Consider the following 25775-nt stretch of genomic DNA (forward strand, 5'->3'; position numbering starts at 1 on the left):
CAATTTGTGTGCTGATATGGCTCAGTTGGTAGAGCGCACCCTTGGTAAGGGTGAGGTCCCCAGTTCGACTCTGGGTATCAGCACCACTTTATTAGTAAAGTTAGTTCGGCAAACAAGAATTAAAAGAATTTGCTTGGCGGCAATAGCGCGGTGGTACCACCTGATCCCATGCCGAACTCAGAAGTGAAACGCCGTAGCGCCGATGGTAGTGTGGGGTCTCCCCATGTGAGAGTAGGACACTGCCAAGCATCAAATAAAGCCAAGAACCCCGTGCGTAAGCATGGGGTTTTTTGCTTTATTGGTTATAGCTTTTCTACCCGAGCATGGGGATGTGATCCCGTCTCTGGTGATGAAACATTTTCACCTTTCTGTTGAACACTCGACATGATGCAGAAAAAACGCTATCTTCAGGCATCTAGAAGTCTAAACGTATAAACGGATGTGCCTGGAGATTAAGCAATGCCGATTCGTGTTCCTGATGAACTACCTGCAGTTAATTTTTTGCGTAATGAGAATGTGTTTGTGATGACATCTTCTCGTGCAAGAACACAGGAAATCAGGCCACTCAAGGTATTAATCCTTAATTTGATGCCAAAAAAGATTGAAACGGAAAATCAGTTTCTGCGTTTACTCTCTAATTCCCCATTACAAATCGATATTCAACTGCTGCGCATTGATAGCCGCGAATCGAAGAATACGCCGGCAGAGCATTTAAATAATTTTTACTGTAATTTTGAAGATATTCAGGAAGATAACTTTGATGGATTGATCGTTACAGGCGCGCCTTTAGGGTTAGTGGATTTCTGTGATGTTGCCTATTGGCCACAGATTGCGCGTATTATTGCCTGGGCTAAGGATCACGTCACTTCTACGCTTTTCGTCTGTTGGGCAGTACAAGCAGCATTGAACATTCTCTACGGTATTCCGAAGCTAACGCGAGAAGTTAAGCTTTCTGGTGTTTATCAGCACCAAACGCTGCAACCGCATGCCTTATTGACCCGGGGATTTGATCAGACTTTTCTAGCCCCGCATTCACGTTACGCTGATTTCCCTACCCATATTATCCGCCAGTATACTGATCTGGATATTCTGGCTGAGTCAGAGCTCGCTGGTGCCTATCTGTTTGCAAGCCCCGATAAGCGCCTGGCATTTGTTACCGGGCACCCAGAATATGATCCATTAACGCTGGCAGACGAGTATTTGCGAGATCTCAATGCTGGCCTCAACCCAGTAGTACCATGGAACTATTTTCCTGAAGATAACCCGCAACTGCCCCCAATCGCCTCATGGCGTAGCCATGGTCATTTACTGTTTTGCAACTGGTTGAACTATTGCGTCTACCAGATCACACCGTTTGATCTGCGTCACATGAATCCTACCCTTGAGTAATCCTGTTCTCTGCTATATCCGCTATCATTAACGTTGCAGGAGGGGACTCCTGCGCTTGCCTACCTTGTTCTACTCCGTTCATCAATACGAATATTCTTAACAAAAATTATTAAAAAACAATTTGATAAGTAGTATTTGTCGATAAAACTATCGATGTCTATAGATGTTACGCAAGATGGGTAATTTAATCATTTAATAACAAATGATTAATAAAATTCCTAACAAAAAGATGAAAACAGTTTTGTTTTTTTAACATTATTGGTTATTCTTGACATGTTTAGCATGATATCTAACCAATAAAAGACCCTTCTTTCACCTTAAATTGCTGCTATTTCCGACAACATTAACTTCGCCAACTTCACCAGCCCAGTAGTGATGGGTGTCATGAAGGTAAGGAAAATATAATGACGCAACAGATGGTAGGTTCAGAGTTAACTTTTACCCAGCCCTTCAAGACAGCAGAACAACAAATATTAACCGATGAAGCCGTTGAATTTTTGGCTGAGCTCGTGAGGAAATTTACTCCCCAACGTAACCCATTGTTGGCTGCGCGCGCCAGTTGGCAGGAAAAGATTGATCAGGGAGAGCTGCCCGATTTTATGCCAGACATGAGTGCTCATGGTGATGGCGACTGGAAAATCCGCGGTGTCCCCAGTGATTTGCTTGATCGCCGAGTAGAAATTACTGGCCCCGTTGAGCGTAAAATGGTGATCAATGCCCTGAACGCCAACGTCAAAGTATTTATGGCCGACTTTGAAGATTCTCTAGCTCCAAGCTGGGAAAAAATCATTGATGGGCAAATCAATTTGCGTGATGCCGTGAATGGCACCATCTCCTATACCAATGAAAACGGTAAACGTTACCAACTCAAACCCAACCCAGCGGTACTTATTGCCCGTGTGCGTGGCTTACATTTGCCAGAGAAACATGTGTTGTGGCAGGGGGAGGCTATTCCGGGGGGGATATTCGATTTTGCTCTCTATTTCTTCCATAACTATCGTCAGCTATTAGCCAAAGGGAGTGGCCCCTATTTCTACCTGCCGAAAACCCAGACCTGGCAAGAGGCTGCTTGGTGGAGTGACATTTTCTGTTTTACTGAAGATCGTTTCAAGTTACCACGCGGCACCATCAAGGCCACGGTGTTGATCGAAACCCTGCCTGCGGTATTTCAAATGGATGAGATCTTGTATCACTTACGTGACCATATCGTCGGGCTAAATTGCGGCCGTTGGGATTATATATTTAGCTATATAAAAACATTGAAGAATCATGGTGATCGCGTATTGCCCGATCGGCAGTCCGTTACCATGAACAAACCTTTCCTCAGTGCTTATTCACGTTTGCTGATTAAGACCTGCCATAAACGCGGCGCTTTTGCGATGGGGGGGATGGCAGCGTTTATCCCCAGTAAAGACCCAGCACAAAATGAAGTGATCTTAAGTAAAGTCCGAGCAGATAAAGAACTGGAAGCCAACAATGGCCATGATGGCACCTGGGTGGCTCATCCCGGGTTGTCCGATACGGTGATGGAGGTCTTTAACCGTATCCTGGGCGAACGTCAGAATCAATTGGACGTGCTGCGTGAAAATGATGCCCCGATTACCGCCGCTGAATTATTGCAACCTTGTGATGGTGAACGTACTGAAGCGGGGATGCGCGCCAATATTCGTGTCGCGGTGCAATATATTGAAGCCTGGATCTCCGGTAATGGTTGTGTACCGATTTATGGTTTGATGGAAGATGCGGCGACCGCCGAGATCTCTCGGACTTCTATCTGGCAGTGGATCCACCACCAGAAGAGTCTCAGCAATGGTCAACAGGTGACTAAGGCACTGTTCCGCCAAATGCTGGAAGAAGAGATGTTAGTTGTCCGTCAGGAAGTGGGTGAAGCACGTTATAGCGCCGGTCGTTTTGAAGAGGCGGCCCGCTTAATGGAACGAATTACGACACAAGATGAATTGATCGATTTCTTGACGCTACCCGGTTACGAATTACTGGCCTGAAACCGGTCATTCGGTCTGCCATTTTGGAGAGGGTTGAGTGCGATGTTCTCCAGTACTCAACCCTGCAAACTGATGCTGCTGATAATGCCGGCTCATTCAAGTCACCATTGAAAGGGGGGAAGTGAAGTTCCAATAGCTTGAATGGTGACCGGTAAATTGCTTTGTTGAACCCCACCGCACAATTAGAGGATGAACCTATGACGCTTTCTCGTACCCAACAGATTCAACAACTGGAACAGGAATGGAAATCGGCACGCTGGGAAGGCATTACTCGCCCTTATAGCGCGGAAGATGTGGTTAATCTGCGCGGTTCGGTTAATCCGGTCTATACCTTGGCGCAAAACGGCGCGGCTAAGCTCTGGGAGCTGTTACATGGCAAATCCCGTAAAGGGTACGTCAATAGCCTGGGGGCGTTGACCGGTGGTCAGGCGTTACAACAGGCAAAAGCCGGCGTGGAAGCGGTTTATCTGTCTGGCTGGCAAGTAGCGGCAGATGCTAATACCGCTTCTGCCATGTACCCGGATCAATCTCTGTATCCGGTGGATTCTGTTCCGGCAGTGGTTGAGCGTATCAATAATACTTTCCGCCGTGCTGATCAGATCCAGTGGTCGAATAAAATCGAGCCAGGTAGCCAAGGCTATATCGATTATTTCCTGCCGATTGTAGCGGATGCGGAAGCTGGGTTTGGTGGGGTACTGAATGCCTTTGAGTTAATGAAGGCGATGATTGAGGCCGGGGCGGCAGGCGTACACTTTGAAGACCAACTGGCAGCCGTGAAGAAGTGTGGTCATATGGGTGGCAAAGTGCTGGTTCCGACACAGGAAGCGGTGCAAAAGCTGGTTGCAGCACGTTTGGCGGCTGATGTTCTCGGTGTACCCACACTGTTAATTGCTCGTACTGATGCTGATGCCGCAGATTTGCTGACTTCAGATTGCGATCCCTATGACCGCGCCTTTGTCTCCGGTCAGCGTACTGCGGAAGGTTTCTTCCGGACTCACGCCGGGATTGAGCAGGCTATCAGCCGTGGTTTGGCTTATTCCCCTTATGCTGATCTGGTGTGGTGTGAAACCTCAACGCCGGACCTGGTTGCTGCCAAACGTTTTGCTGATGCTATTCATGCCAAATTCCCAGGCAAATTGTTGGCGTACAACTGTTCGCCATCCTTTAACTGGCAGAAAAATCTCGACGACCAGACGATTGCCCGCTTCCAGGATGAGTTGTCAGCGATGGGGTATAAGTATCAGTTTATTACGCTGGCTGGTATTCACAGCATGTGGTTCAACATGTTCGATTTGGCACATGCCTACGCACAGGGTGAAGGCATGAAACACTATGTCGAGAAGGTGCAACAGCCAGAGTTTGCGGCAGTGGCGCGTGGCTATACGTTTGCTTCACATCAGCAGGAAGTCGGGACAGGCTACTTCGACAAAGTGACCACCATTATTCAAGGCGGGGCTTCTTCGGTGACGGCGTTGACCGGTTCTACTGAGGAGCAACAGTTCTAATTTATCTGACGGTTTATGCCCAAAATAATTCGAGTTGCGGCGCTATTGGCTGCAACTTGAATGAATTTGGCTAGATCAACGGCCTGGTATCTCAGGCCCGGTTCCACGGGTTGATGGCAGAGGTCAAGATGGCAGCAAAACCGGAACGATTGATTGCACAGACCATCCTGCAGGGCTTTGATGCACAATATGGTCGCTTCCTTGAAGTCACTGCGGGAGCACAGCAGCGTTTTGAACAGGCTGACTGGCCCGCCATCCAACAGGCCATGAAGCAACGCATCCATCTTTATGATCACCATGTGGGTCTGGTGGTGGAGCAACTGCAATGCATGGTGAGCAAAAGTGATTACCAGCAGGATGTCGGTTTACTCCACCGGATCAAAGCCGTCTATACCGAGTTGTTGCCCGATTACCCACGTTTTGAGATTGCAGAGAGCTTTTTTAACTCGGTTTACTGCCGCTTGTTCAAACACCGGGATTTAACACCGGATAAACTGTTTATTTTCAGCTCACAGCCTGAAAGGCGTTTTCGCGATATCCCCAGGCCACTTGCCCGCGATTTTATTCCCAACGGCGATCTGCCCACCATGCTGCACAGTCTGCTGACTGACTTGCCGCTGCGCTTACCCTGGGAGGACTTGCCTCGGGATATTCACGCTATTACGCAATCGTTATTACAAACCTTCGATTCACCGCAATTGGCTGGGGCGACGTTTCAGGTAGCGAATGAACTCTTTTATCGCAATAAAGCGGCCTGGCTGGTGGGTAAGTTGCGATTGGCTGATGAGGTCTATCCATTTCTGTTACCTATTCATCATAGTGATTCTGGTGCGCTGTTTATTGACACCTGCCTGACCAGCAAAACGGAAGCCAGTATCGTATTTGGCTTTGCTCGCTCCTACTTTATGGTTTATGCCCCGTTGCCAGCGGCGATGGTTGAGTGGTTACGGGAAATTCTGCCGGGCAAAACCACCGCTGAACTGTATATGGCGATTGGCTGCCAGAAGCATGGCAAAACGGAATGCTACCGTGAATATCTGACGTTTATGGCACAGTCTCAGGAGCCGTTTATTATTGCTCCTGGGGTGAAAGGCATGGTGATGCTGGTGTTTACATTGCCCACCTTTGATCGGGTATTCAAGGTGATCAAAGACCAATTTGCACCACAGAAAGAGGTGACACAAGCGCGTGTCCGCGACTGCTACCAATTGGTTAAGGAGCATGATCGTGTCGGTCGTATGGCCGATACACAGGAATATGAAAATTTTGTGGTCGATAAGTGCCGTATCAGCCCAGAATTGTTGGCGGAGTTACAGCGTGAGGTGCCAGAAAAACTGCAAGATCTGGGTGATCGTTTTGTGATTAACCATTTATATATGGAACGCAAGATGATGCCCCTGAACCTCTATCTAGAGCAGGCCAACGAGCAGCAGATGCATGATGCCATCGAAGAGTACGGCAATGCCATCAAACAACTGGCAGCGGCCAATATCTTCCCCGGGGATATGCTGTTCAAGAACTTTGGTGTGACGCGTCATGGACGGGTGGTGTTTTATGACTATGACGAAATTTGTTACATGACCGAGGTGAATTTCCGTGATATCCCCCCACCACGCTACCCGGAAGATGAGCTGGCGAGTGAACCCTGGTATAGCATCGCCCCAAACGATGTTTTCCCTGAAGAGTTCCGCTATTTCCTCTGTGGTGACCCAGGTATTCGCCAAGTGTTTGAGGAGCTGCATAGTGATCTGTTCACTGCGGATTACTGGCGTAGGCTGCAGCAACGTATCAGGGAAGGCCATGTTGAAGATGTGTTTGCCTATCGTAAAAAGCGGCGATTCAGCCAGCGGTTACCTGCCGATAAAGTAGGAAAACCGCTAACAGGTGGGATTACTTAGAGGGATGTGAGGGGCATAGTTAAAATAATTCGGGTGACTAGACAAAACCCTATGCGTTTTGACCGTTGTTCGCAAAGGGGGCTCAGGAAGAGCAGAGTATCAGGGCGGAGCTAACACCACCGCCTCTTGAAGTATGAAATTTTATGCCTCAGCTGCAATCTTCTTATTCCCTTATTTGTCCAGTTGACTAACCAACCTGAAAAACTCTCAATATCTGTTGGCATCTTTGCCAACAAAACCTGTGCTAGGATGTCAGACCCTTCATTTTTAAGCTGTAATGGGGCAAACCCTGCCTTTGCAGTTTGATTGATGAAGGGAATAAATAGTTGGGTGAATCACCGGGTATCAAGGGGCTACAGTGATAAATCGAGTGGAACAACTGCGTGAGCAGTTAGCACAGCGCATTTTAGTGTTGGATGGCGGTATGGGGACCATGATCCAGAGTTATCGGCTGGAAGAGCAGGATTATCGTGGCGAGCGTTTTATTGACTGGCAATCGGATTTGAAAGGCAATAACGATCTGCTGGTGTTAACCAAACCGCAATTGATTGCGGCGATTCACCATGATTATCTGGCCGCCGGGGCTGACATCCTGGAAACCAATACCTTCAATGCCACCAGTATTGCCATGGCGGACTACCACATGGCGTCACTGTCTGCCGAGATTAACTATCAAGCGGCGTTGTTGGCCCGTGCTTGTGCCGATGAATGGAGTGCACGTACCCCGGAGAAGCCGCGCTATGTTGCCGGTGTATTGGGGCCGACCAATCGCACTGCCTCTATTTCACCCGATGTGAATGACCCGGCATATCGCAATGTTTCTTTTGATCAACTGGTAGCGGCTTATCGTGAGTCAACCCGCGCACTGGTGGAAGGGGGCGTCGATCTGATCATGATCGAAACCATCTTCGATACCCTGAATGCGAAAGCGGCGGCCTTTGCGGTAGAAACCGAGCTTGAAGCATTGGGGGTGACTTTACCCATCATGATTTCCGGCACTATCACCGATGCTTCTGGCCGCACCCTTTCCGGCCAGACGACGGAGGCGTTCTATAATTCGCTACGTCATGTCCGCCCATTGAGCTTTGGTCTTAACTGTGCACTCGGCCCCGATGAACTGCGCCAGTATGTGGCGGAGTTGGCGCGTATCTGCGAAAGCTATGTGACAGCCCATCCAAACGCGGGTTTACCCAATGCTTTTGGCGAATACGACCTTGATCCTGACGCCATGGCTCAGCAGGTTGGTGAATGGGCTCAGTCCGGTTTTTTGAATATGATCGGTGGTTGTTGCGGCACCACGCCTGCGCATATCGCGGCGATGGTAAAAGCGGTGGAAAATGTGCCACCACGGCAACTGCCTGTATTACCGGTGGCTTGCCGTTTGTCTGGGCTGGAACCGCTGAATATTGATGCTAACTCGCTGTTTGTTAATGTGGGGGAACGGACCAATGTGACCGGTTCAGCACGTTTCAAACGCTTGATTAAAGAAGAGAAATACAACGAGGCACTGGATGTGGCGCGCCAGCAGGTGGAAAGCGGCGCTCAGATCATCGATATCAACATGGATGAAGGGATGCTCGATGCTGAAATGGCGATGCAGCGCTTCCTTAACCTGATTGCCGGCGAACCTGATATCGCTCGGGTGCCGATTATGATCGACTCTTCCAAATGGAGTGTGATCGAAAAAGGCCTGAAATGTATTCAGGGCAAAGGGATTGTTAACTCGATCTCAATGAAAGAAGGTGAGGATGCCTTTATCCAGCACGCCAAGTTGGTGCGTCGCTATGGGGCAGCGGTGGTGGTGATGGCGTTTGACGAAGTCGGTCAAGCGGATACCCGTGAACGCAAGTTCGAGATTTGCCGCCGCGCTTACCAGATCCTGACCGAGCGTGTGGGCTTCCCGCCGGAAGATATTATTTTTGACCCCAATATTTTTGCTGTCGCCACCGGGATTGAAGAGCATAACAATTATGCCGTCGATTTTATTGAAGCCTGTGCCGACATTAAAACCCATCTGCCCCACGCGATGATCTCTGGTGGTGTCTCCAACGTCTCATTCTCTTTCCGTGGCAATGATCCGGTGCGTGAGGCGATCCACGCGGTGTTCTTGTACCACGCCATCCGTAATGGCATGGATATGGGGATTGTTAACGCAGGTCAGTTGGCGATTTACGACGATCTGAGTGCAGAACTGCGCGACGCAGTAGAAGATGTGGTGCTTAACCGTCGGCAAGATGGCACTGAACGTTTACTGAATCTGGCAGAAAAATACCGTGGTGGAAAAGACCAGGAAGTCGCCATACAGCAGGCGGAATGGCGTGGCTGGCCGGTGGGTAAAAGGCTGGAGTACTCCTTGGTCAAGGGAATCACTGAATTTATTGAATCAGACACGGAAGAGGCACGTCAGCAAGCAGATCGTCCGATTGAGGTGATCGAAGGGCCACTGATGGCTGGGATGAACGTGGTGGGCGATCTGTTTGGTGAGGGGAAAATGTTCCTGCCGCAGGTGGTTAAATCTGCCCGTGTGATGAAACAAGCGGTGGCATACCTTGAGCCTTATATTGAGGCCAGCAAACAGAAGGGGACCACAGCGGGGAAAATCCTGCTGGCAACCGTGAAGGGGGATGTCCACGACATTGGCAAGAACATCGTTGGTGTGGTGCTGCAATGCAACAACTACGAAATTATCGACCTGGGTGTGATGGTGCCAACGGACAAAATCCTGAAAACTGCCCGAGAACAACAGGTGGATATTATTGGCCTGTCCGGCCTGATTACTCCCTCGTTGGATGAGATGGTCAATGTGGCGAAAGAGATGGAACGCCAGGGTTTTACCTTGCCATTGCTGATTGGCGGGGCTACCACCTCTAAAGCCCACACCGCGGTGAAGATCGAAAAAAACTACAGTGGGCCGACAACTTATGTGCAGAATGCTTCACGTACCGTTGGGGTGGTAGCGGCGTTGCTGTCGGATAATCAGCGTGAGGAGTTTGTTGCCCGTACGCGTAAAGAGTATGAAACGGTTCGTATCCAGCATGGGCGTAAAAAATCGCATACGCCACCGGTCAGCCTACAACACGCGCGCGATAACGCCATGGTGCTCGATTGGCAAAGTTACCAGCCACCGGTACCCAATCAATTGGGTGTATTCCCTGTAGAAGCGGATATTCATACGTTACGTGATTATATTGATTGGACGCCATTCTTTATGACCTGGTCACTGGCCGGTAAATATCCGCGTATTTTGCAAGATGATGTTGTCGGGGAGGAGGCCAAGCGCTTATATCAGGATGCCAACCAACTACTGGATAGCCTGGCGGCTCAAGGCAGCCTCAATCCGCGAGGTGTTTTTGGCCTGTTCCCTGCTAACCGCGTGGGTGATGATGTGGAAGTCTACCGTGATGAAAGTCGTGAAGAGGTGCTGGTGGTCAGCCGTCATCTACGTCAGCAAACGGAGAAAACCGATTTCCCGAACTACTGTCTGGCGGATTTTGTTGCGCCGAAAAGTAGCGGTAAGGCTGACTATATCGGTGCCTTTGCCGTGACGGGGGGGCTAGAGGAAGATGATCTGGCCGCGGCCTATGAGGCTCAACATGATGACTATAACAAAATTATGGTAAAAGCCTTGGCTGATCGTTTGGCAGAAGCCTTTGCTGAGTATTTGCATCAGCAAGTGCGTAAACTGCATTGGGGCTTTGCGGCGGATGAAAATTTAACAAACGAAGAGTTAATTCGTGAGAACTATCAAGGTATCCGCCCAGCGCCGGGTTATCCTGCTTGCCCGGAACACACCGAAAAGGCAGCGATCTGGCAACTGCTGGATGTGGATCATCATGCGGGTATGAAGTTAACTGAATCCTTTGCCATGTGGCCAGGGGCAGCGGTTTCCGGCTGGTATTTCAGCCATCCGCAGAGCAAATATTTTGCGGTGGCACAAATTCAGCGTGACCAAGTGGAAGACTATGCGCAGCGTAAAGGAATGTCGCTCAGTGAGGTTGAACGCTGGTTAGCCCCGAATTTGGGTTATGATACGGATAACTGATTTACCTTGTCCTGCAACTTGAATCAGTTTGGGGTTTTACCCGGCATCATTCAAGCTGCAGGCTTGTTGAGCGTATGATTATTGCTTTTCCCGCAAGATAGGGAAGCCTGTAACGCAGATGCTAAAGCAGATTTTATCCAAGGGAACGCCTACTGTGTCTATTGTTGAGCTGTTAACGCTGCACCCAGTGATTGCAGCGGTAAAAGATAATGAAAGTCTGCAGATTGCGGTGAAGTCGGACTGCCAGATTATCTCGGTACTGTACGGCAATATCTGTAATATTGGCCGTATCGTGCAGCAGATTAAAGAGGCTGGTAAATATGCTTTTGTGCATGTCGATTTGCTGGAAGGGAGTTCCAATAAGGAGATAGTGATCAATTTCCTGAAAATTGTCACTGCCGCGGATGGCATTATCAGTACCAAAGCGTCGATGGTGAAAGCGGCGCGTCAGCACGGTTTTTATACCATTCATCGGCTCTTTATCATGGACTCCATCTCTTTCCACAATATCGATAAACAGGTGGCGCAATCGACGCCGGATTGCATTGAGATCCTGCCGGGCTGTATGCCCAAGGTGTTGGGATGGGTGGCCGAGAAAGTTGATTTGCCGATTATTGCCGGTGGTCTGGTCTGTGATGAAGATGATGCACGAACGGCATTAACTGCCGGGGCGATTGCGGTCGCGACGACCAATCATGATGTGTGGAAACTGAAGCTACCCCTGTCATCCCGTAAGCCTTCAGGTTGCTGATTGTTTATTTGAAATCTGCTTATTTAAAACCTTCTTATTTGAACATTGGGTTAGGGCGCAGCCCGATAGTGCGCCCTAACGTTCAATTATCTGTTAATCCACTAATGGACTCAGTGCCTGCAGCAAGGGATCCAGATGTTTGTTCACTTGCTGATACACCTGCTGATTCAACTGATTGTAGAATTGGTGGTTATCCCTGTTCGGTTCAAAGCTGTCCCCCATGCGTACCAATTTCTCGGCCGCTTGTTGATAGTCATCGAAAACATTTACCGCCATCCCGGCGTTGATAGCGCAACCCACAGCGGCTGACCCTTTCATGATATTCCGGCAGGTGTGAACGCCAAACACATCGGCAAAAATCTGCATAAACAGATCACTGTTGGCACCACCGCCAGAAATAATCAGGCGTTTGAATGGTATTTTCAGTTCTTGTGCCATCTTATCCATGTGATTTTTCATGGTAAAGGCAATACCTTCCAGCATGGAACGGTACATATGGGCGCGGGTATGACGGCCATCAAAACCAATCATGGCACCCTTGCGGAATTCCGCTTCTGATGGTGGAGCCCAGTCATGTACGGTGATTAAGCCTTCACAACCTGCGGGAACCCGTTCTGCTTCGTGGTTTAACAACTCCTCAATACTGGTCCCGGCATCATGAGCATCCGACAGAGCGGCGGCGCCAAACTGATCGCGGAACCAACTGATGGTCCACATGCCACGCCGTACACCCATACACTCATACAGATAACGGCCAGGGATTGATGCCTGGAACGGCCAGAAGTTCTGTGCGTCTTTCACGTTGGCGTGGCCGTGTACCATGGCACCAACATAGGTACCCAGGGAGATCAGCGCGACCCCTTCCTCTAATGATCCGGCACCAAGCGCTTCGACCGCTTTATCATGGGCGGTAGCAACCACCGGAATACCCGCAGGGATACCCAGCTGTTGTGCTACTTGTTCCGTAACATAACCGAGTACTTCACCGGGCTTCACGACATCCAGCACCTGGTCACGGGCCAGATTACAGCTTTGCCAGACGGCAGGGTCGGTGCTCCAGTCCAGCGTATCATTATCCATCGGCCACCAACCAATGTAGTTGGCACAGGTATCTTTGAACTCCCCGGTCAGGCGATGGGTAATATAACCCGAAGTGGTGGTCACATAGCGCACGCCCTGATAAGCATCAATATATTCATAAGGTTTGTTCAGGCGCTTATCCATCCAGTTAATCACCGGATAGGCCAGTTCACCGTTTTCTTTCAGCAATACGCGGCAACAGCGGACGATACAGATCCCCATCGCCAGAATATCTTGCAGCTTGCCGCCCCGTTCCCCAAAACGCTGCATGGCACGGCGGAATGCCACCTTGAGCGAGTCCCACAAGTCGTCATCTGGGTGCTCCGCTAACAGGGGAGCGGGGATATCCATCTTGCGTAGTTGCTGCTTTCCTTCACAGATGACATTGCCATCCAGATCAAAAATAACCACTTTCGCACTCTGGGTGCCTACGTCTACACCCATTAGGTACTGGCTTTTCATGTTACAACTCCTTGATATTCTTTGATGCATGAAGTTAGGAGTTAGCTGCGTGAATCACCCATTGTGGGGATCACGGGGTGGCTGACTGCCTGCAACTTGAGGTGACCGGTATAGATAAAACGACTCGGTCACGGGTTGTTCCACGGTATTTTTGTTATCGACGCTCTTAATGTTGTTAAACAGCAGGAAGGTAAACACCACCACCAGACAGGTGGCACTCAATCCCATCAACCACATATTGTGATAGGCCTCTGCGGCAGGCAGCGTGTCTTGCCAATGGCCGATGACCGGGTAAACAAACACATCGGGCAGGAAGCCGATAACCGAGCAGATACCCACGGTGGTACCAACAATGTATTTCGGTGTTCTGGCTTCGCCGATACAGGCGAAGTACAACCCGCGTGAGGCATAACAGGTAAAGGTCATCATTTTTCGATGGGAGAATTTATCGGCAATCACCCCGCTAGGGGCATAGAGAATAATCGCGGTGATACCAAAGGTACTCATGATGAGACCCATTTCGTTACTGGAGAACCCCATAAATTTAGCCATGGGGATTTGATAAATATAACGCAAGTAGGCCAGACCGAAACTTACGCCACCGCTGATACTTATTATTGCCAGCGTTAACCAACGGTGTGAATTAGATTTTTCCATCGTAAAGTTCCGCGTCAATATACCCTGATTTTTGTCATTGATACGCTTCATACTGCATGTTGACATTCACTGGGTAAATCTAATTAAACAAAAAAAGAGAAAAGCAAGCTCCCCGCCAAGCAGGAAGTTACTTTTCTCTTCGTCTCTTTCAGTAACTGCCGACATAAATAACACATTGGCATTCCATTCATCTGTGAGAATTATCACAAAACAACAGGAGACCAATTTATTTAAATCTGACTGCGCAGTAATCCACCCGATTAATCTGATGAGAATCAGTGGTTATACCCATTATCCACCAAGGTTTATGATAAAGTGGATGTCATCATGGCTATTATCTATTTATCTAATGATTTTTGTTTTTTTTATCGACGTATCACTCAAAAAATTTAGGGTATCTTGTTGCTTAATATGAGTAATGTTAGCAATAAAATGAAATTGTGATTAGTGTCACGGAATAATAGTGATGGGGTGTGTTACTTTTTTCTCAGTTACTAGAGACGATGAGAAAAGTAACTTCTCTGCCCAGTGCAGGGGAGCTTGCTTTTCTCTTTTTTTTGCGTTTTTTTCGGACCAAGGGGCAACATCATGTCATTAAACGCCTTAAATCAGTTCTCATTAGATTTCTTTTCATTGAAAGGTAAAACCGCCATTGTCACTGGCGGCAACAGTGGTTTGGGGCAGGCATTTGCCATGGCATTAGCCAAGGCGGGGGCCAATTTGTTTATACCCAGCTTTATCATGGATAAAGGCGAAACCCGTGAACTCATTGAACAGCAAGGTGTTAAGGTTGAGTTTATGCAGGTGGATATCACGGAAAAAGGCGCCCCTGCCCGAGTGATCGCCAAATGCCTGGAAACCTTCGGTACTGTGGATATTCTAGTGAATAACGCAGGTATCTGTAAGTTGAATAAAGTATTGGATTTTGGCCGAGAAGATTGGGATCCAATGATTGATATTAACCTGACTGCCGCATTTGAATTAAGTTATGAAGCAGCAAAAGTGATGATCCCAAGAAAACAAGGGAAAATAATTAATATCTGCTCACTGTTCTCTTACTTGGGGGGGCAGTGGTCACCCGCCTATTCGGCGACCAAACATGCGCTGGCCGGTTTCACCAAGGCCTATTGTGATGAATTAGGTCAATATAATATTCAAGTGAATGGCATTGCACCTGGGTATTATGCGACCGATATTACAGCGGAAACCCGTAAAAACCCTGAAACCAATAAACGTGTACTTGATCATATTCCAGCCAATCGTTGGGGGGAAACGCAGGACCTGATGGGGGCAATGGTATTTTTAGCCAGTCGTGCTTCAGATTATGTTAATGGTCATTTGTTGGTTGTCGATGGTGGTTACTTGGTACGTTAATTTAAGGGTGGTTCTTATTTAATTGGGTGTTTATATTCTTAATTTAGGAAGGGTTAATTATGTCTCTATCTCGCGAAGAAATTGTTGTCCAGTTGAAAGAAATTGTTGGTCCGGATCGCGTTATTACGGATGAAAAGGTACTGCAGAAAAATAGCGTGGACCGTTTCCGGAAATATGCCGATATTCACGGTGTATTTACCCAGCCACTGCCTGCTGCCGTGGTTAAATTGGCCAATACCCAGCAAGTATCCGATGTACTGGCGTTTATGAATAAACACGGTATCAACGGCATACCTCGTACCGGTTCTTCGGCTACCGAAGGTGGGCTGGAAACCGTGGTGAAAGACACGGTAGTGCTGGATGGCTCAGCGATGAATAAGGTTATCAATCTTGATATCCGTAATATGCAGGCCACCGCGCAGTGTGGTGTTCCATTAGAAGTGCTGGAAAATCAATTACGTGCTCAGGGTTACACCACCGGTCACTCCCCGCAGTCCAAGCCATTAGCTCAGATGGGTGGGCTGGTTGCGACCCGCAGTATTGGTCAGTTCTCCACGCTGTATGGGGCAATTGAAGATATGGTGGTTGGGCTGGAAGCAGTGTTCCCGAATGGCACCATTACCCGGATTAAAAATGTGCCACGGCGTGCGGCGGGGCCCGATATTCGCCATGTGATTATCGGTAACGAAGGTGCGCTGTGCTTTATCACCGAAGTCACGGTGAAAATCTTCAAATATATGCCAGAAAATAACCTGTTCTACGGTTACGTCCTCGACAATATGCAGACCGGTTTCAATATATTACGTGAAGTGATGGTAGAAGGTTATCGCCCTTCCATTGCTCGCCTGTATGACGCTGAAGATGGTACCCAGCACTTTACCCATTTTGCTGATGGTAAATGTGTTCTGATCTTTATGGCAGAAGGGGCAAAAGGTATTGCGCAGGCCACCGGGGCGGGCATTGAAGAGATCGTCAAACGCTATCCTGAGTGCAAAAAAGTCGACAGCAAGCTAATCGAAACCTGGTTTAACAACCTGAATTGGGGGCCGGATAAAGTGGCTGCAGAACGCGTGCAGATCATGAAGACCAATAACATGGGCTTCACCACCGAGGTCTCTGGTGATTGGGGCAGCATTAACACTATTTATGAAAATGTGCTCCGCCGTATTCGTGAAGAGTTTCCGCATGCGGACGATATCACTATGTTGGGGGGCCACTCATCACACAGTTATATCAACGGTACCAATATGTACTTTGTGTATGACTACAACGTGGTGGACTGCAAGCCGGAAGAAGAGATCGACAAGTACCATAATCCATTGAATAAAATCATAGTGGAGGAGACTATCAAGTTGGGCGGTTCGATGGTGCATCACCATGGCATCGGTAAACACCGTGTGCACTGGACCAAGGATGAACACGGTAGTGCTTACTACATCCTCAAGGCACTGAAAGAGGTGTACGACCCTAATGGTATTATGAATACCGGTACTATCTATCCCATTGAAAAATAAAAATCCTTTTAGGGCCCGGTTCGCCGGGCCTCTCGCGCTCGAATAGGGGGAACGATGACACCACGGCCACCTCAACAAGTGCGTATGGATGATATTCCGCTTAACGCTTTTCATTGCAAAATAGCGGGGCTGACTTTTGGTGCTCACCTTACGGATGGTTATGTGCTGGGCGTGATTGGCTTCGCGCTGGCCCAACTTAAACCGCAGATGGGTTTAACGCCGTTTTGGGAAGGTATGATTGGCAGTTCGGCACTGATAGGTCTGTTTCTGGGAAGCCTGATATTAGGCTGGATCTCTGATCATATTGGCCGCCAGAAGATTTTCACCTTTAGCTTTGTCATTATCACCTTGGCTTCAGTGATGCAGTTTTTTGCCTCCACGCCGGAACAGCTGTTCTGGTTACGAGTCTTGGTCGGGGTGGGGCTGGGAGGGGATTACGCCGTGGGGCATACTATGCTGGCGGAATTTGCTCCGCGTAAACAGCGCGGCATCTTGCTGGGGTCATTTAGTGTGATCTGGACGCTAGGTTATGTCGCTGCTGGCTTTGTCAGCCATTTTTTGATTGAGCCGGGGCCAGATGCCTGGCGTTGGTTATTGGCCTCAAGTGCGATTCCCGCTTTATTAATCATGCTGTTACGCATTGGCACACCAGAATCCCCCCGCTGGTTGATGCGCAAGGGGCGGATAACGCAAGCTCACCAAGTGGTGCTCCGCTGTTTTGGCCCACATGTGATACTAAATGATGAAATTCCAGTAGAGACGGCACGCCATATCCACACGCTATTTTCGCCACGCTACTGGCGGCGTACGGCGTTTAACAGCCTGTTCTTCGTCTGCCTGGTTATCCCTTACTTTGCCATTTATACCTTCTTACCGTCGATCCTCACCCTGTTAGGGCAGAGCCATAATTTCGCTACCGACCTGCTACTGAATGGTCTGCTAATGGTGGGGGCATTGCTGGGGATCGCTCTCACCCAATGGCTACCACGTCGCGGCTTCCTGATTGGTTCGTTTTGGCTCCTGGCATTGAGCCTCGGGGTATTGGCGTTTATGCCGCAGGGGCAGAGTGCCATGTTACTGCTGTTTGCTTTGTTTACCTTGACCATTTCGGCCGTCAGTAACCTGGTTGGCGTGTTCCCGGCGGAAAGCTTCCCGACGGATATCCGTTCACTGGGCGTCGGTTTTGCTACCTCAATGAGTCGCCTTGGCTCAGCGATTGGCACCGCGTTATTGCCGATGTCGATGCTCTCATTAGGGTTACAGGGCACCATGTTGATCCTGACTGGGATATTGGTACTCGGGGCGGTGGTATCAATATTGTGGGCACCGGAAACCAAAGATATGACCTTGGTGGGAGCCTCTTCGGTCAAAACGTTAAATGCTCACTGAACAACAGGAGAAGCGGATGAACCTGCTGTTGGCAATTAATATTGCCCCTGACCTTGGCATGTTGCCCCCTCATGACTGGCTGCCTGATGAACAGTTACAGATCGACACGCGTTTTATCCGGCGGCTGTTGAGTGGCTATGACGAATGTGCTGCCGAAATGGTGTTGATGCTGCGTGACGCAATGGCGCTCAATTTGAGCGTCTTGACGATAGCCGACGCCACCGTCGACCCGGTGCTGAAACAACTGTTGGCGCTGGAATATCAGCAAGCTGTACGTATTACTCCCCCGGCAGAGTGGGATCTACGCTTCAATTCCATGGCGGTGGCGGCACTGATTGCCGCTTATCAGCAACAGATTGCTACGCAGTCGGTGATTGTCATGGGGAAGCAAAGCATAGAAGGCCAAAATGGCCAAACACCGCTGTTATTGGCTGAGCACCTCAACTGGCCTTGTATCACTGGTGTTTGTCATTTGGCTCCGGCAACTGAGGCTGGCGCGTTACAGGTTACCCGGCAAACCGCCTATGGCATGGAAGTGATGACGGTGATGCCACCGATGGTGTTGGTGGTCGGTAATGCGCAGCAGGCCAGCGCATTACGTGTGCCGACACTGAAGCAGAAGCTGGCGGCGGCTAAACGGCAGGTTTCTCGCTTAACACCAGGCGAACTGGGGATAACCGCATTACCAACAAGTCATGTGCAGCTATGCCGTTTAACACCGATAGAACATCGGCGTGCCGGGGTGGTGATTGAGGGGGATAGTGTTGCGCAGAAGGTACAACGCTTGTGCCAGGAGTATCTCACTGCCCGGTGGTCATTATGATTAAAATCGCCATTCTGTTAGATGCAGACGCGCCTGATTTTTATCAGCAAGCGGCGCAAATCAATCAGTTTCTGCAATTGAGCGAACTGTCCTCCTCACCCGTAGCATTGTGGTTATTTAGCCATACGGCACCACAGAGTTTACCGTGCCTGACAGGGGAGGTGACAGAGGTGCGTTGGGTCATGGCACCGCGACAGGTGGAAGCACGGTTAATGGTGCTGGAACAGATGCAACAGGCGTTCACCGCCCAATTATTGCTGTTTGCCGGTGATGAGGGGGAGGAACTGGCAACCCGTTTGGCTTACCGAACTACGGGGGCGGCATGTGGCAATATCGAGCAAGCACAAATTACTGACACTGAATGTCGGGTAATGAAAGCGGTTTATAACAACCATCTTGCTGCTGAATTGGCGATGATGCAGCAACCCTGGTGCCTGAGCGTGGCTCGTGGTGCTAACGTCAGTATCGGGAGCGTGCCAGCCCCAATATTGGCTGAACAGTTTCATCCTACGGGCATCTGTGATGCATCATGGCTATTGGCATCCAGTGATTCCCCAGCTCCGGAAGTTTCACCGCTTAACCAGGCTCGTTATGTCCTGGCGATCGGCGAGGGGGTGGGTAATGCTCAGAATGTGCTTTATTTACAGCAGTTGGCGACGCGTTTGGGGGCTGAATTGGCGGCTAGCCGACCGGTGGTGATGAATGCCTGGTGCGAAATGGATCGCTTGCTGGGTATGTCGGGTGCCATTATCGCCCCAGAAGTCTGCATTGCCGCAGGGGTATCCGGTGCACCGGCATTTGCCATGGGTATTCGCCACAGCAAGTTGATCGTGGCGATTAATCAGGATCCGCAGGCGGCGATTTTCGCCCAAGCTGATGTGGGGATTGTTGCCGACATGAATGCGGTGTTGGAGGAATTGGCCAAGCAGCTTTAACCGAAGCGGAACTCGATGCCTTTACCGTCAGTTGGATAGCGCCAATGGGCGAAGGTCTCTGCACCCCCCAGCAGGCGGCAGGTTCCACACTCCAGACAACCCTGCACGTCGAAATACAAGCTACCGTCCGCTTGGAGCTGGTACAACCCAGCCGGGCAGGCGATCACTAACTGCCGCAAGATGTCACCCTGTTGCGCATCCGCCAGAACAATATGCGGATTTGCATTATCTACCTGATAGTAGTTATGGTGATAGTAGTTATGGCTTAAGTCAGGCTTATTCATAAACTGCGTATCCCATTAACGGTATCTTTCAGTAATTGCCTCAGGCCGATACGGCGTGCATGACGCCACAATAACTTGTGCAACGGTGTTGGGGCATGGCCATTGACTTGAAACATCTCTTGCAGCACATCGGCAGCCAATTGAGGATAGCGGTTGAACCAGTGGGGGGAGCGTAGCATCAGTTCCGGCAGGCGGCGATATTGCCGAATTAATGCCCAAAGCGCACTTTGCTGTAACCGCTGCGGGTAATGCTGGAGGGCTTGCCGGGCAATCAATGTCTCTGCGGCGGCTTGTGCTGATAGCATAGCCAGATCCATACCACGCACAGTATGACCGGTGTTGATACATAAGCGAGCGGCATCACCCACCACCAGGTAGCCCGGGCCACACAGGGGCGGGATGCTGTCCAGGCCCCCTTCGGGGATCAAGTGAGCACTGTATTCGCACAGTTCGCTATTTTTCAACAAGGGGCGCATGACTGGGTGTTGTTTGAACTGCTGCAGCATGTGCGGCAAAGCGATACGGCTGTTACTCAGGCTGGACAGATTACATACCACCCCCAGAGAGAGCGTGTCGCGGTTGGTATACAGAAAGCCGCCACCCACTTTGCCCTGCGTCGGCTGACCGGCGAATAACCAGGCACAACCTTGGTCATCTTCCAGCGTAAACCGTTCTTCCAACTGGGCACGGGGTAATGCCCGTACCTCTTTCACCCCAATAGCTAGGGTGCTGGTGGCGGGTTTGGCTTGTAGCCCTGCCTGTTCACTGAGTAGGGTATTGGCCCCTTCCGCCAGGATCACCGTATTGGCATAAAGTGCCTCACCTGCGGCCATCACGCCCACCACCTGGCCTTGTTGCACAATCAGTTGATCAACCAGGGTACCGGTCAGGCATTGTGCGCCTGCCGCTTGTGCTTGCTCCATCAACCAAGGGTCAAAGCGGGCGCGTAATACACTGTAAGAACAAGGTAAATTATGGTGATAATCCAGCGTTACTGCGCTATCCCCATTCAGCAGGGACAGTTTTTCTTGGGTGATGCAGCGTTCTAATGGTGCAGTGGCAATAAAGTCAGGTAGCATCTGCGCTAACGCATAGGTATACAACCGGCCACCGCTGACGTTTTTACTGCCAGCTTGAGTGCCACGTTCCAGCAACAGGGTATTAATGCCTGCGCGTGCCAGCCACAGGGCGGTGGTGCAACCAGCAATGCCACCACCAACGATAATGACATCAAAATCAGGATGTTCCATGGATGTGCTTTCTCCAGAACAGGGGCACCATTGAGGATAACATTAACCCTCTGACGTTCATTGATTCTGCACAGTTTTTACGCGGTTGCCTGACGGCCAGATGGGTTAAGGCTGCTGCTGACCGCGGCAGCCTGAGGTTACCGAATGACTAATCTTTCTTCTTGATGGGGCGACCTGACCAGTAGCCTGCCAGTAGTGAACCGGAAAGATTGTGCCATACCGAGAAGAGAGCACCAGGCAGTGCTGCCAGTGGAGAGAAATATATCTTGCCCAAGGTTGCCGCCAAGCCGGAGTTTTGCATTCCCACTTCAATGGCCAGTGTACGGCAGGTAGATTCGTCGAATCCGAACAATTTCCCACCCCAATAACCACTCAATAGCCCGATGCCGTTATGCAGGATCACCGCGATAATCACCACCATCCCTACAGAAGCGATATGGCTTTGGCTACCCGCTACAACGGCGCTGATGATAGCTACAATGCAGACCATCGATAAAGCCGGGAGGTAGGGTTCAACACGTTTGACGATCTTGCCGCAAGTATGGTGAATAATCAGCCCCAATCCGATTGGGATCACCACAATTTGCAGGATACTCAACAGCATTCCCATAATATCGACAGTGATGGCGGCATCCACATACAAGCGTGTCAGCAATGGGGTGGCAAAGACACCCACCAGGGTGGACACCGCCGAAATGGTGACAGAAAGGGCAACATCACCTTTGGACAGATAGATCATCACATTGGAGGCGGTACCACTGGCGACGCTACCCACCAGCACCATGCCCGCAGAGAGGTCTGGCGGCATCTGGAACAGCATGGCCAGCAGCCAGGCGGCTAGCGGCATAATCAGATAGTGCAGGAAGATCCCCGCCGCCACCGGGCCAGGGCGAGAGAGTACACGTTTGAAATCATCCAGACGCAAAGTGACCCCCATGGCAAACATGATCAACATCAGCAACGGGCTGATATAGGGGCTGATACCGGTAAAGGTTGTCGGGGAGTAGTAGGCGGCAATCGAAAGCAGTACCGCCCAGAGTGGGAATAGGCGAGTGATCTTGGTTAGCATGGTTGGGATTGTCCTTAATATTTAGCGAGGGATTAACAGCCTATACCTATCGCCTTTCTAGCTGCAAGGGGCAGCGTATCGCGCTATTCAAGTGGCAGGAAGCGCTGGCTAAATACCCTGCGTTTTCTTGCCACTCGAATGAGTGAGACTATAAGACCGGGTATCAACCCGCAGTTTGTTACTCGAATAAATTATGATGCAGCGTGCGGACCACCTGTTCAGCATCGTTACCCGGTACCAGGAAACAGAGGTTAAAGCTGCTGGCGCCATAGCAGATCATACGGATATTGAACGGCTCCAGTACACCGAATACCTCTTTACCCACGCCACAGGCTTGGGAAAGCTTGTTGCCGATCAAGGCAACCAGTGCCAGATCCTCTTCGACTTCCACCCGGCACAGCGAGGAAAGCTCAGTGAGCAAAGAGGTGGTCAACAGGCTGCCGCCGGTGGTGGTGGAACCGGTGGTATCCATGGTTAAAGCCACACTCACTTCTGAGGTGGTGATCAGGTCGACCGAGATTTTGTGACGGGCCAGAATATTGAACACTTCCGCCAGGAACCCACGGGCGTGCAGCATATTCAGACTGTGAAGTGTCAGTAGCGTCTGCTTACGGCGTAATGCCAACGCACGAAACAGCGGCGGGTTTTCCGTGGTATTACAGACCAGAGTACCACCGGCTGCGGGATCTTTGCTCGAGCCGACAAATACCGGAATATCGCTGCGTACCGCAGGGAGCAAAGTGGCTGGATGTAATATTTTTGCCCCGAAGGTGGCCATTTCCGCTGCTTCTTCAAAGGTGATTTTATCGATGCGTTTGGCTGCGGGGACCACACGAGGATCCGTGGTGTAGATGCCGGGGACATCGGTCCAGATATCCACCCGAGCAACATTTAATGCTTCACCCAACAAGGCTGCCGTGTAGTCACTGCCGCCACGGCCTAAGGTAGTGGTTCTGCCTTTGGCTTCGCTGCCGATAAAACCTTGGGTGACCACCAGCGCTTGTTGCAGACGCGGTCTTAACTGGGTTTGTACCAATTCGGTCAGTGCAGTGCTATCGGGGGCCGCGCGACCAAAATTGTCATCGGTACGCATCACTTTACGCACATCAAACCATTCAGCCTGGGCCTTGCGGTTGCGCAGAATTTCAACAAATAACAGGGTGGACATCAATTCGCCGTGACTGACCAATTCATCGGTCAGTGCCGGGGAGGTTGCCAGCGCAGCGGCTTCTGACAGCATGGTAATGTTTTCCAGCATGTTATCAATTTCACTGCGGATCACCGCTGGGTTTTCGAGACGCTCAAGAATGGCGTACTGAATACGGCGGATTTCATCGAGTTTGCTGATACGCTTTTCGGTGTCACAGCCTTCCGCCAGTGCCACCAGCAGATTGGTAATTCCAGCTGAGGCGGAAAGCACGACCAAACGCACATCAGGATTGGCCAATACCAGGTCGGCACTGCGATTCATGGCGTCGAAATCAGCCACACTGGTACCGCCGAATTTTGCTACGACAGTTGCATTTTGCGAAACAGGTTGATTCATTTAAAACCTCGTGTCAGGGATGCCATTTCATACCCAGGTTCCTGAATGGGTATTGCTGGCAACTTATTTCCATAGCCTTGGCACAAGGTAAGAGCGGTAAACAGGGAGCAGGCGTAGAGGTAAAAACTACGATACACCCAGAAGCGCTCCACCTTGCTGACCACTTGATTAAGGTGGCCCACGGTGACAACTCAGGGGATTCAGCCCCTGTAGCCGACGTGATGGTTGCCGTTATACCCATCGCCAATGACGCTACAGGGGTGTTGGCTGCGCTTGTTTACCCTAGTTACATAGTTATCTATGCTCCTAGGGATTCACTCTCTTGCCGCCTACCTGCATCTTCATTGAACTTGGGTAATGATCCGATAAACCTGGATATCATCACGCCTCGGCGTCGCTCCCCCTCCAGTGCCGTCATCGGATGATGGCTCCTCAGACACTTTACCTGGGCGACGCGCCTCTTCTGGCTTGCACACCGGGTGCGCAAGTAGGCTATTAGGAATAACGGGTTTATGCGCTGTTGTCAACGGGTAGAGGCAACCTGGTTGACTGCTATTTTGTGTTTAAAATCGAGCCGGGCCGGTAACGGCCCTGTTCAACCGAATGAAGCATACCGAAGATGACTTAATCACGATAAAATCATCGGCTGGTATCTCACTATTTACCATTATTAATCAATCTGCATCACGGCCATTTTTTATAGTGAGCGCAGTTTTAACCTGAAGTGTATTTCTCATTAAACTGTTTATTAAAAAAATCACAGTATTAAATTAACATGACCATTAAAAGCCCTTTGTCTGGCAACATAGAGAACCAATAAAAAACATATAAATTACTGCCCATAAAGTAATGGCGGTAACGATAGGCAGCCTGATAAAAATAATTATGAAATAGATAAAAAAACAACCACAGCAGCGTTGATAGTTATCTCTTCTGCTGTAGTTATCGGCACTTATGTTATGAGTCCTGATTATCGCTGGACTCATTTTTTTTCATATAGGTCGCAATCCAGACCTTTCTGGAGAAAAAATGCAATATATAAAACAGGAAAAGAAAGGTGCTCAATATCAACATCACCACGCCAACCAAATCGATCAAACTAAACTGCTCGCCTGGATCCATGGTGACTGTTCCCCCTGTCAAAATCATAAGGAATACCAGCAATAAGCAATTATGGGCTATCGTTATGACCCAGCCAAGGGCTGAATTTTGTTTATAAAAAAACATCAATCGTCGCCAAAGAGGCGTTCGCTTAAAAGCATTGATGGCGTCGTCCATCAGATTCGACTCTGCATCCATTCTTTGGAGCTCCGGATCAATTTCTCTGAACAATAAATTGATCTCAGCCTGGATGATGGATTTCACCATGGTCTCTTCGAGAGCCTCACAATTTTGTTGTAGCTCGATTATTTTTTTCAAAAAATCGGCACGGCTGATGAAGGCGCTCATCTTGTCTTTCTCGCGATTCGAAAACCTTGAGATTATGTAAATAATCAACGGCGTAAGGATCGTCGTTGTTGCAGGCAGAATTATTTTTAGAAGATCTGAGTCCAAAATTTGTCTCCTCAGGGTGAGCTGCCAAGAGGTCAGCAATATATTATTTCTCTGTCATAAAAAGCAAATATACCCGTTGTCCTTCAAGTTGCTCGGGTGTTAGCTGCTGTTACTCGTCTCATCCATGAGACTCGCCCCTCACGGGGCCGCCGCCAGCAGCGTTCAAATCCGCTCCATGTGGATTTGTCGTTCACCCGAATCACTTACTACTGTAAGCTCATTGGGATTCTCTCTATTGCTGCCTACAAGC

18 protein-coding genes, 1 tRNA gene, 1 rRNA gene and 1 riboswitch are annotated in these 25775 nt (G+C 49.7%); of the genes, 13 read left to right on the plus strand and 7 right to left on the minus strand.

Features of this window, described 5'->3' with window-relative positions:
- Positions 1 to 10 precede the first annotated feature (10 nt).
- The 8 genes from AC2A06_RS06720 (at position 11) to AC2A06_RS06755 (ending at position 11588) form a co-directional block, all read left to right on the plus strand.
- A tRNA-Thr gene (locus AC2A06_RS06720) sits at positions 11 to 86 on the plus strand.
- 46 nt (positions 87 to 132) lie between these two features.
- A 5S ribosomal RNA gene (gene rrf, locus AC2A06_RS06725) occupies positions 133 to 248 on the plus strand.
- Positions 249 to 459: 211 nt separating this feature from the next.
- Entirely contained in the window at positions 460 to 1389 is a 930-nt protein-coding gene (gene metA / locus AC2A06_RS06730) for a homoserine O-acetyltransferase MetA (protein WP_023490328.1), read from the plus strand.
- Between the two features lie 404 nt (positions 1390 to 1793).
- A complete protein-coding gene (aceB, locus tag AC2A06_RS06735; RefSeq protein WP_484379791.1) occupies positions 1794 to 3392 on the plus strand; it encodes a malate synthase A in 1599 nt (532 codons plus the stop codon).
- Between the two features lie 197 nt (positions 3393 to 3589).
- Positions 3590 to 4897 carry an isocitrate lyase gene (gene aceA, locus AC2A06_RS06740; RefSeq protein WP_484379792.1) on the plus strand — a complete coding sequence of 436 codons (1308 nt, stop codon included), beginning with the start codon at positions 3590 to 3592 and terminating at the stop codon, positions 4895 to 4897.
- A 128-nt stretch (positions 4898 to 5025) separates the two neighbouring features.
- Entirely contained in the window at positions 5026 to 6795 is a 1770-nt protein-coding gene (gene aceK, locus AC2A06_RS06745) for a bifunctional isocitrate dehydrogenase kinase/phosphatase (RefSeq protein WP_484379793.1), read from the plus strand.
- Positions 6796 to 7153: 358 nt separating this feature from the next.
- The gene (gene metH, locus AC2A06_RS06750; RefSeq protein WP_484379794.1) at positions 7154 to 10837 is read left to right on the plus strand and encodes a methionine synthase; all 3684 of its coding nucleotides are present in this window, start codon (positions 7154 to 7156) and stop codon (positions 10835 to 10837) included.
- A 154-nt stretch (positions 10838 to 10991) separates the two neighbouring features.
- Positions 10992 to 11588, plus strand: coding sequence for a glycerol-3-phosphate responsive antiterminator (locus AC2A06_RS06755; RefSeq protein ID WP_473196626.1), 597 nt, complete (start codon positions 10992 to 10994; stop codon positions 11586 to 11588).
- Positions 11589 to 11681: 93 nt separating this feature from the next.
- Here the strand turns inward: AC2A06_RS06755 and AC2A06_RS06760 are convergent, their stop codons facing one another.
- Together AC2A06_RS06760 and AC2A06_RS06765 are read right to left on the minus strand one after the other, a co-directional pair.
- Positions 11682 to 13130 (minus strand): FGGY-family carbohydrate kinase, encoded by a 1449-nt coding sequence (locus AC2A06_RS06760; RefSeq protein ID WP_484379795.1) that lies wholly within the window; start codon positions 13128 to 13130, stop codon positions 11682 to 11684.
- A 54-nt stretch (positions 13131 to 13184) separates the two neighbouring features.
- Positions 13185 to 13787 (minus strand): MFS transporter, encoded by a 603-nt coding sequence (locus AC2A06_RS06765; protein ID WP_484379796.1) that lies wholly within the window; start codon positions 13785 to 13787, stop codon positions 13185 to 13187.
- 588 nt (positions 13788 to 14375) lie between these two features.
- On the opposite strand from AC2A06_RS06765, the gene AC2A06_RS06770 reads away from it, so the two are divergent.
- The 5 genes from AC2A06_RS06770 to AC2A06_RS06790 are packed head-to-tail and all read left to right on the plus strand — an operon-like array spanning position 14376 to position 19822.
- On the plus strand, positions 14376 to 15161 hold the full coding sequence (locus AC2A06_RS06770) for an SDR family oxidoreductase (protein ID WP_023492864.1): 786 nt from the start codon (positions 14376 to 14378) through the stop codon (positions 15159 to 15161).
- A gap of 59 nt (positions 15162 to 15220) precedes the next feature.
- Complete coding sequence (locus tag AC2A06_RS06775; protein ID WP_023490204.1) at positions 15221 to 16675, plus strand: FAD-binding oxidoreductase; 1455 nt, start codon at positions 15221 to 15223, stop codon at positions 16673 to 16675.
- A gap of 54 nt (positions 16676 to 16729) precedes the next feature.
- Positions 16730 to 18064, plus strand: coding sequence for an MFS transporter (locus tag AC2A06_RS06780; RefSeq protein WP_484379797.1), 1335 nt, complete (start codon positions 16730 to 16732; stop codon positions 18062 to 18064).
- 16 nt (positions 18065 to 18080) lie between these two features.
- A complete protein-coding gene (locus AC2A06_RS06785; protein WP_484379798.1) occupies positions 18081 to 18887 on the plus strand; it encodes an electron transfer flavoprotein subunit beta/FixA family protein in 807 nt (268 codons plus the stop codon).
- Positions 18884 to 19822: an electron transfer flavoprotein subunit alpha/FixB family protein gene (locus AC2A06_RS06790; protein ID WP_484379799.1), complete on the plus strand. Its 939-nt coding sequence runs from the start codon at positions 18884 to 18886 to the stop codon at positions 19820 to 19822. The genes AC2A06_RS06785 and AC2A06_RS06790 overlap by 4 nt, the downstream gene beginning before the upstream one ends.
- Here the strand turns inward: AC2A06_RS06790 and AC2A06_RS06795 are convergent.
- The 5 genes from AC2A06_RS06795 to AC2A06_RS06815 form a co-directional block, all read right to left on the minus strand.
- A complete protein-coding gene (locus AC2A06_RS06795; protein WP_484379800.1) occupies positions 19819 to 20106 on the minus strand; it encodes a ferredoxin family protein in 288 nt (95 codons plus the stop codon). The two genes, AC2A06_RS06790 and AC2A06_RS06795, sit on opposite strands and share 4 nt — an antisense overlap.
- Positions 20103 to 21356, minus strand: coding sequence for an FAD-dependent oxidoreductase (locus AC2A06_RS06800; RefSeq protein ID WP_484379801.1), 1254 nt, complete (start codon positions 21354 to 21356; stop codon positions 20103 to 20105). Before AC2A06_RS06800 ends, AC2A06_RS06795 begins: the two co-directional genes overlap by 4 nt.
- A 148-nt stretch (positions 21357 to 21504) precedes the next feature.
- The gene (gene panS / locus AC2A06_RS06805; RefSeq protein ID WP_023490210.1) at positions 21505 to 22425 is read right to left on the minus strand and encodes a ketopantoate/pantoate/pantothenate transporter PanS; all 921 of its coding nucleotides are present in this window, start codon (positions 22423 to 22425) and stop codon (positions 21505 to 21507) included.
- A gap of 178 nt (positions 22426 to 22603) precedes the next feature.
- Positions 22604 to 23971 (minus strand): lysine-sensitive aspartokinase 3, encoded by a 1368-nt coding sequence (gene lysC, locus AC2A06_RS06810; protein WP_484379802.1) that lies wholly within the window; start codon positions 23969 to 23971, stop codon positions 22604 to 22606.
- Positions 23972 to 24329: 358 nt separating this feature from the next.
- A riboswitch (Lysine riboswitch) is annotated at positions 24330 to 24442 on the minus strand.
- Between the two features lie 486 nt (positions 24443 to 24928).
- Positions 24929 to 25525 (minus strand): hypothetical protein, encoded by a 597-nt coding sequence (locus tag AC2A06_RS06815; protein WP_484379803.1) that lies wholly within the window; start codon positions 25523 to 25525, stop codon positions 24929 to 24931.
- Positions 25526 to 25775 lie beyond the last annotated feature (250 nt).

Source organism: Serratia sp. HNCC26DJ244 (assembly GCF_057180565.1).

Coding starts and splice junctions, on each gene's coding strand:
- aceB (WP_484379791.1), top strand. CDS start 1,794: ATGACGCAACAGATGGTAGGTTCAGAGTTAACTTTTACCCAGCCCTTC.
- AC2A06_RS06790 (WP_484379799.1), top strand. CDS start 18,884: ATGATTAAAATCGCCATTCTGTTAGATGCAGACGCGCCTGATTTTTAT.
- panS (WP_023490210.1), bottom strand. CDS start 22,425: ATGCTAACCAAGATCACTCGCCTATTCCCACTCTGGGCGGTACTGCTT.
- AC2A06_RS06770 (WP_023492864.1), top strand. CDS start 14,376: ATGTCATTAAACGCCTTAAATCAGTTCTCATTAGATTTCTTTTCATTG.
- AC2A06_RS06800 (WP_484379801.1), bottom strand. CDS start 21,356: ATGGAACATCCTGATTTTGATGTCATTATCGTTGGTGGTGGCATTGCT.
- lysC (WP_484379802.1), bottom strand. CDS start 23,971: ATGAATCAACCTGTTTCGCAAAATGCAACTGTCGTAGCAAAATTCGGC.
- AC2A06_RS06760 (WP_484379795.1), bottom strand. CDS start 13,130: ATGAAAAGCCAGTACCTAATGGGTGTAGACGTAGGCACCCAGAGTGCG.
- AC2A06_RS06795 (WP_484379800.1), bottom strand. CDS start 20,106: ATGAATAAGCCTGACTTAAGCCATAACTACTATCACCATAACTACTAT.
- aceK (WP_484379793.1), top strand. CDS start 5,026: ATGGCAGCAAAACCGGAACGATTGATTGCACAGACCATCCTGCAGGGC.
- aceA (WP_484379792.1), top strand. CDS start 3,590: ATGACGCTTTCTCGTACCCAACAGATTCAACAACTGGAACAGGAATGG.
- AC2A06_RS06780 (WP_484379797.1), top strand. CDS start 16,730: ATGACACCACGGCCACCTCAACAAGTGCGTATGGATGATATTCCGCTT.
- AC2A06_RS06785 (WP_484379798.1), top strand. CDS start 18,081: ATGAACCTGCTGTTGGCAATTAATATTGCCCCTGACCTTGGCATGTTG.
- AC2A06_RS06765 (WP_484379796.1), bottom strand. CDS start 13,787: ATGGAAAAATCTAATTCACACCGTTGGTTAACGCTGGCAATAATAAGT.
- AC2A06_RS06775 (WP_023490204.1), top strand. CDS start 15,221: ATGTCTCTATCTCGCGAAGAAATTGTTGTCCAGTTGAAAGAAATTGTT.
- metA (WP_023490328.1), top strand. CDS start 460: ATGCCGATTCGTGTTCCTGATGAACTACCTGCAGTTAATTTTTTGCGT.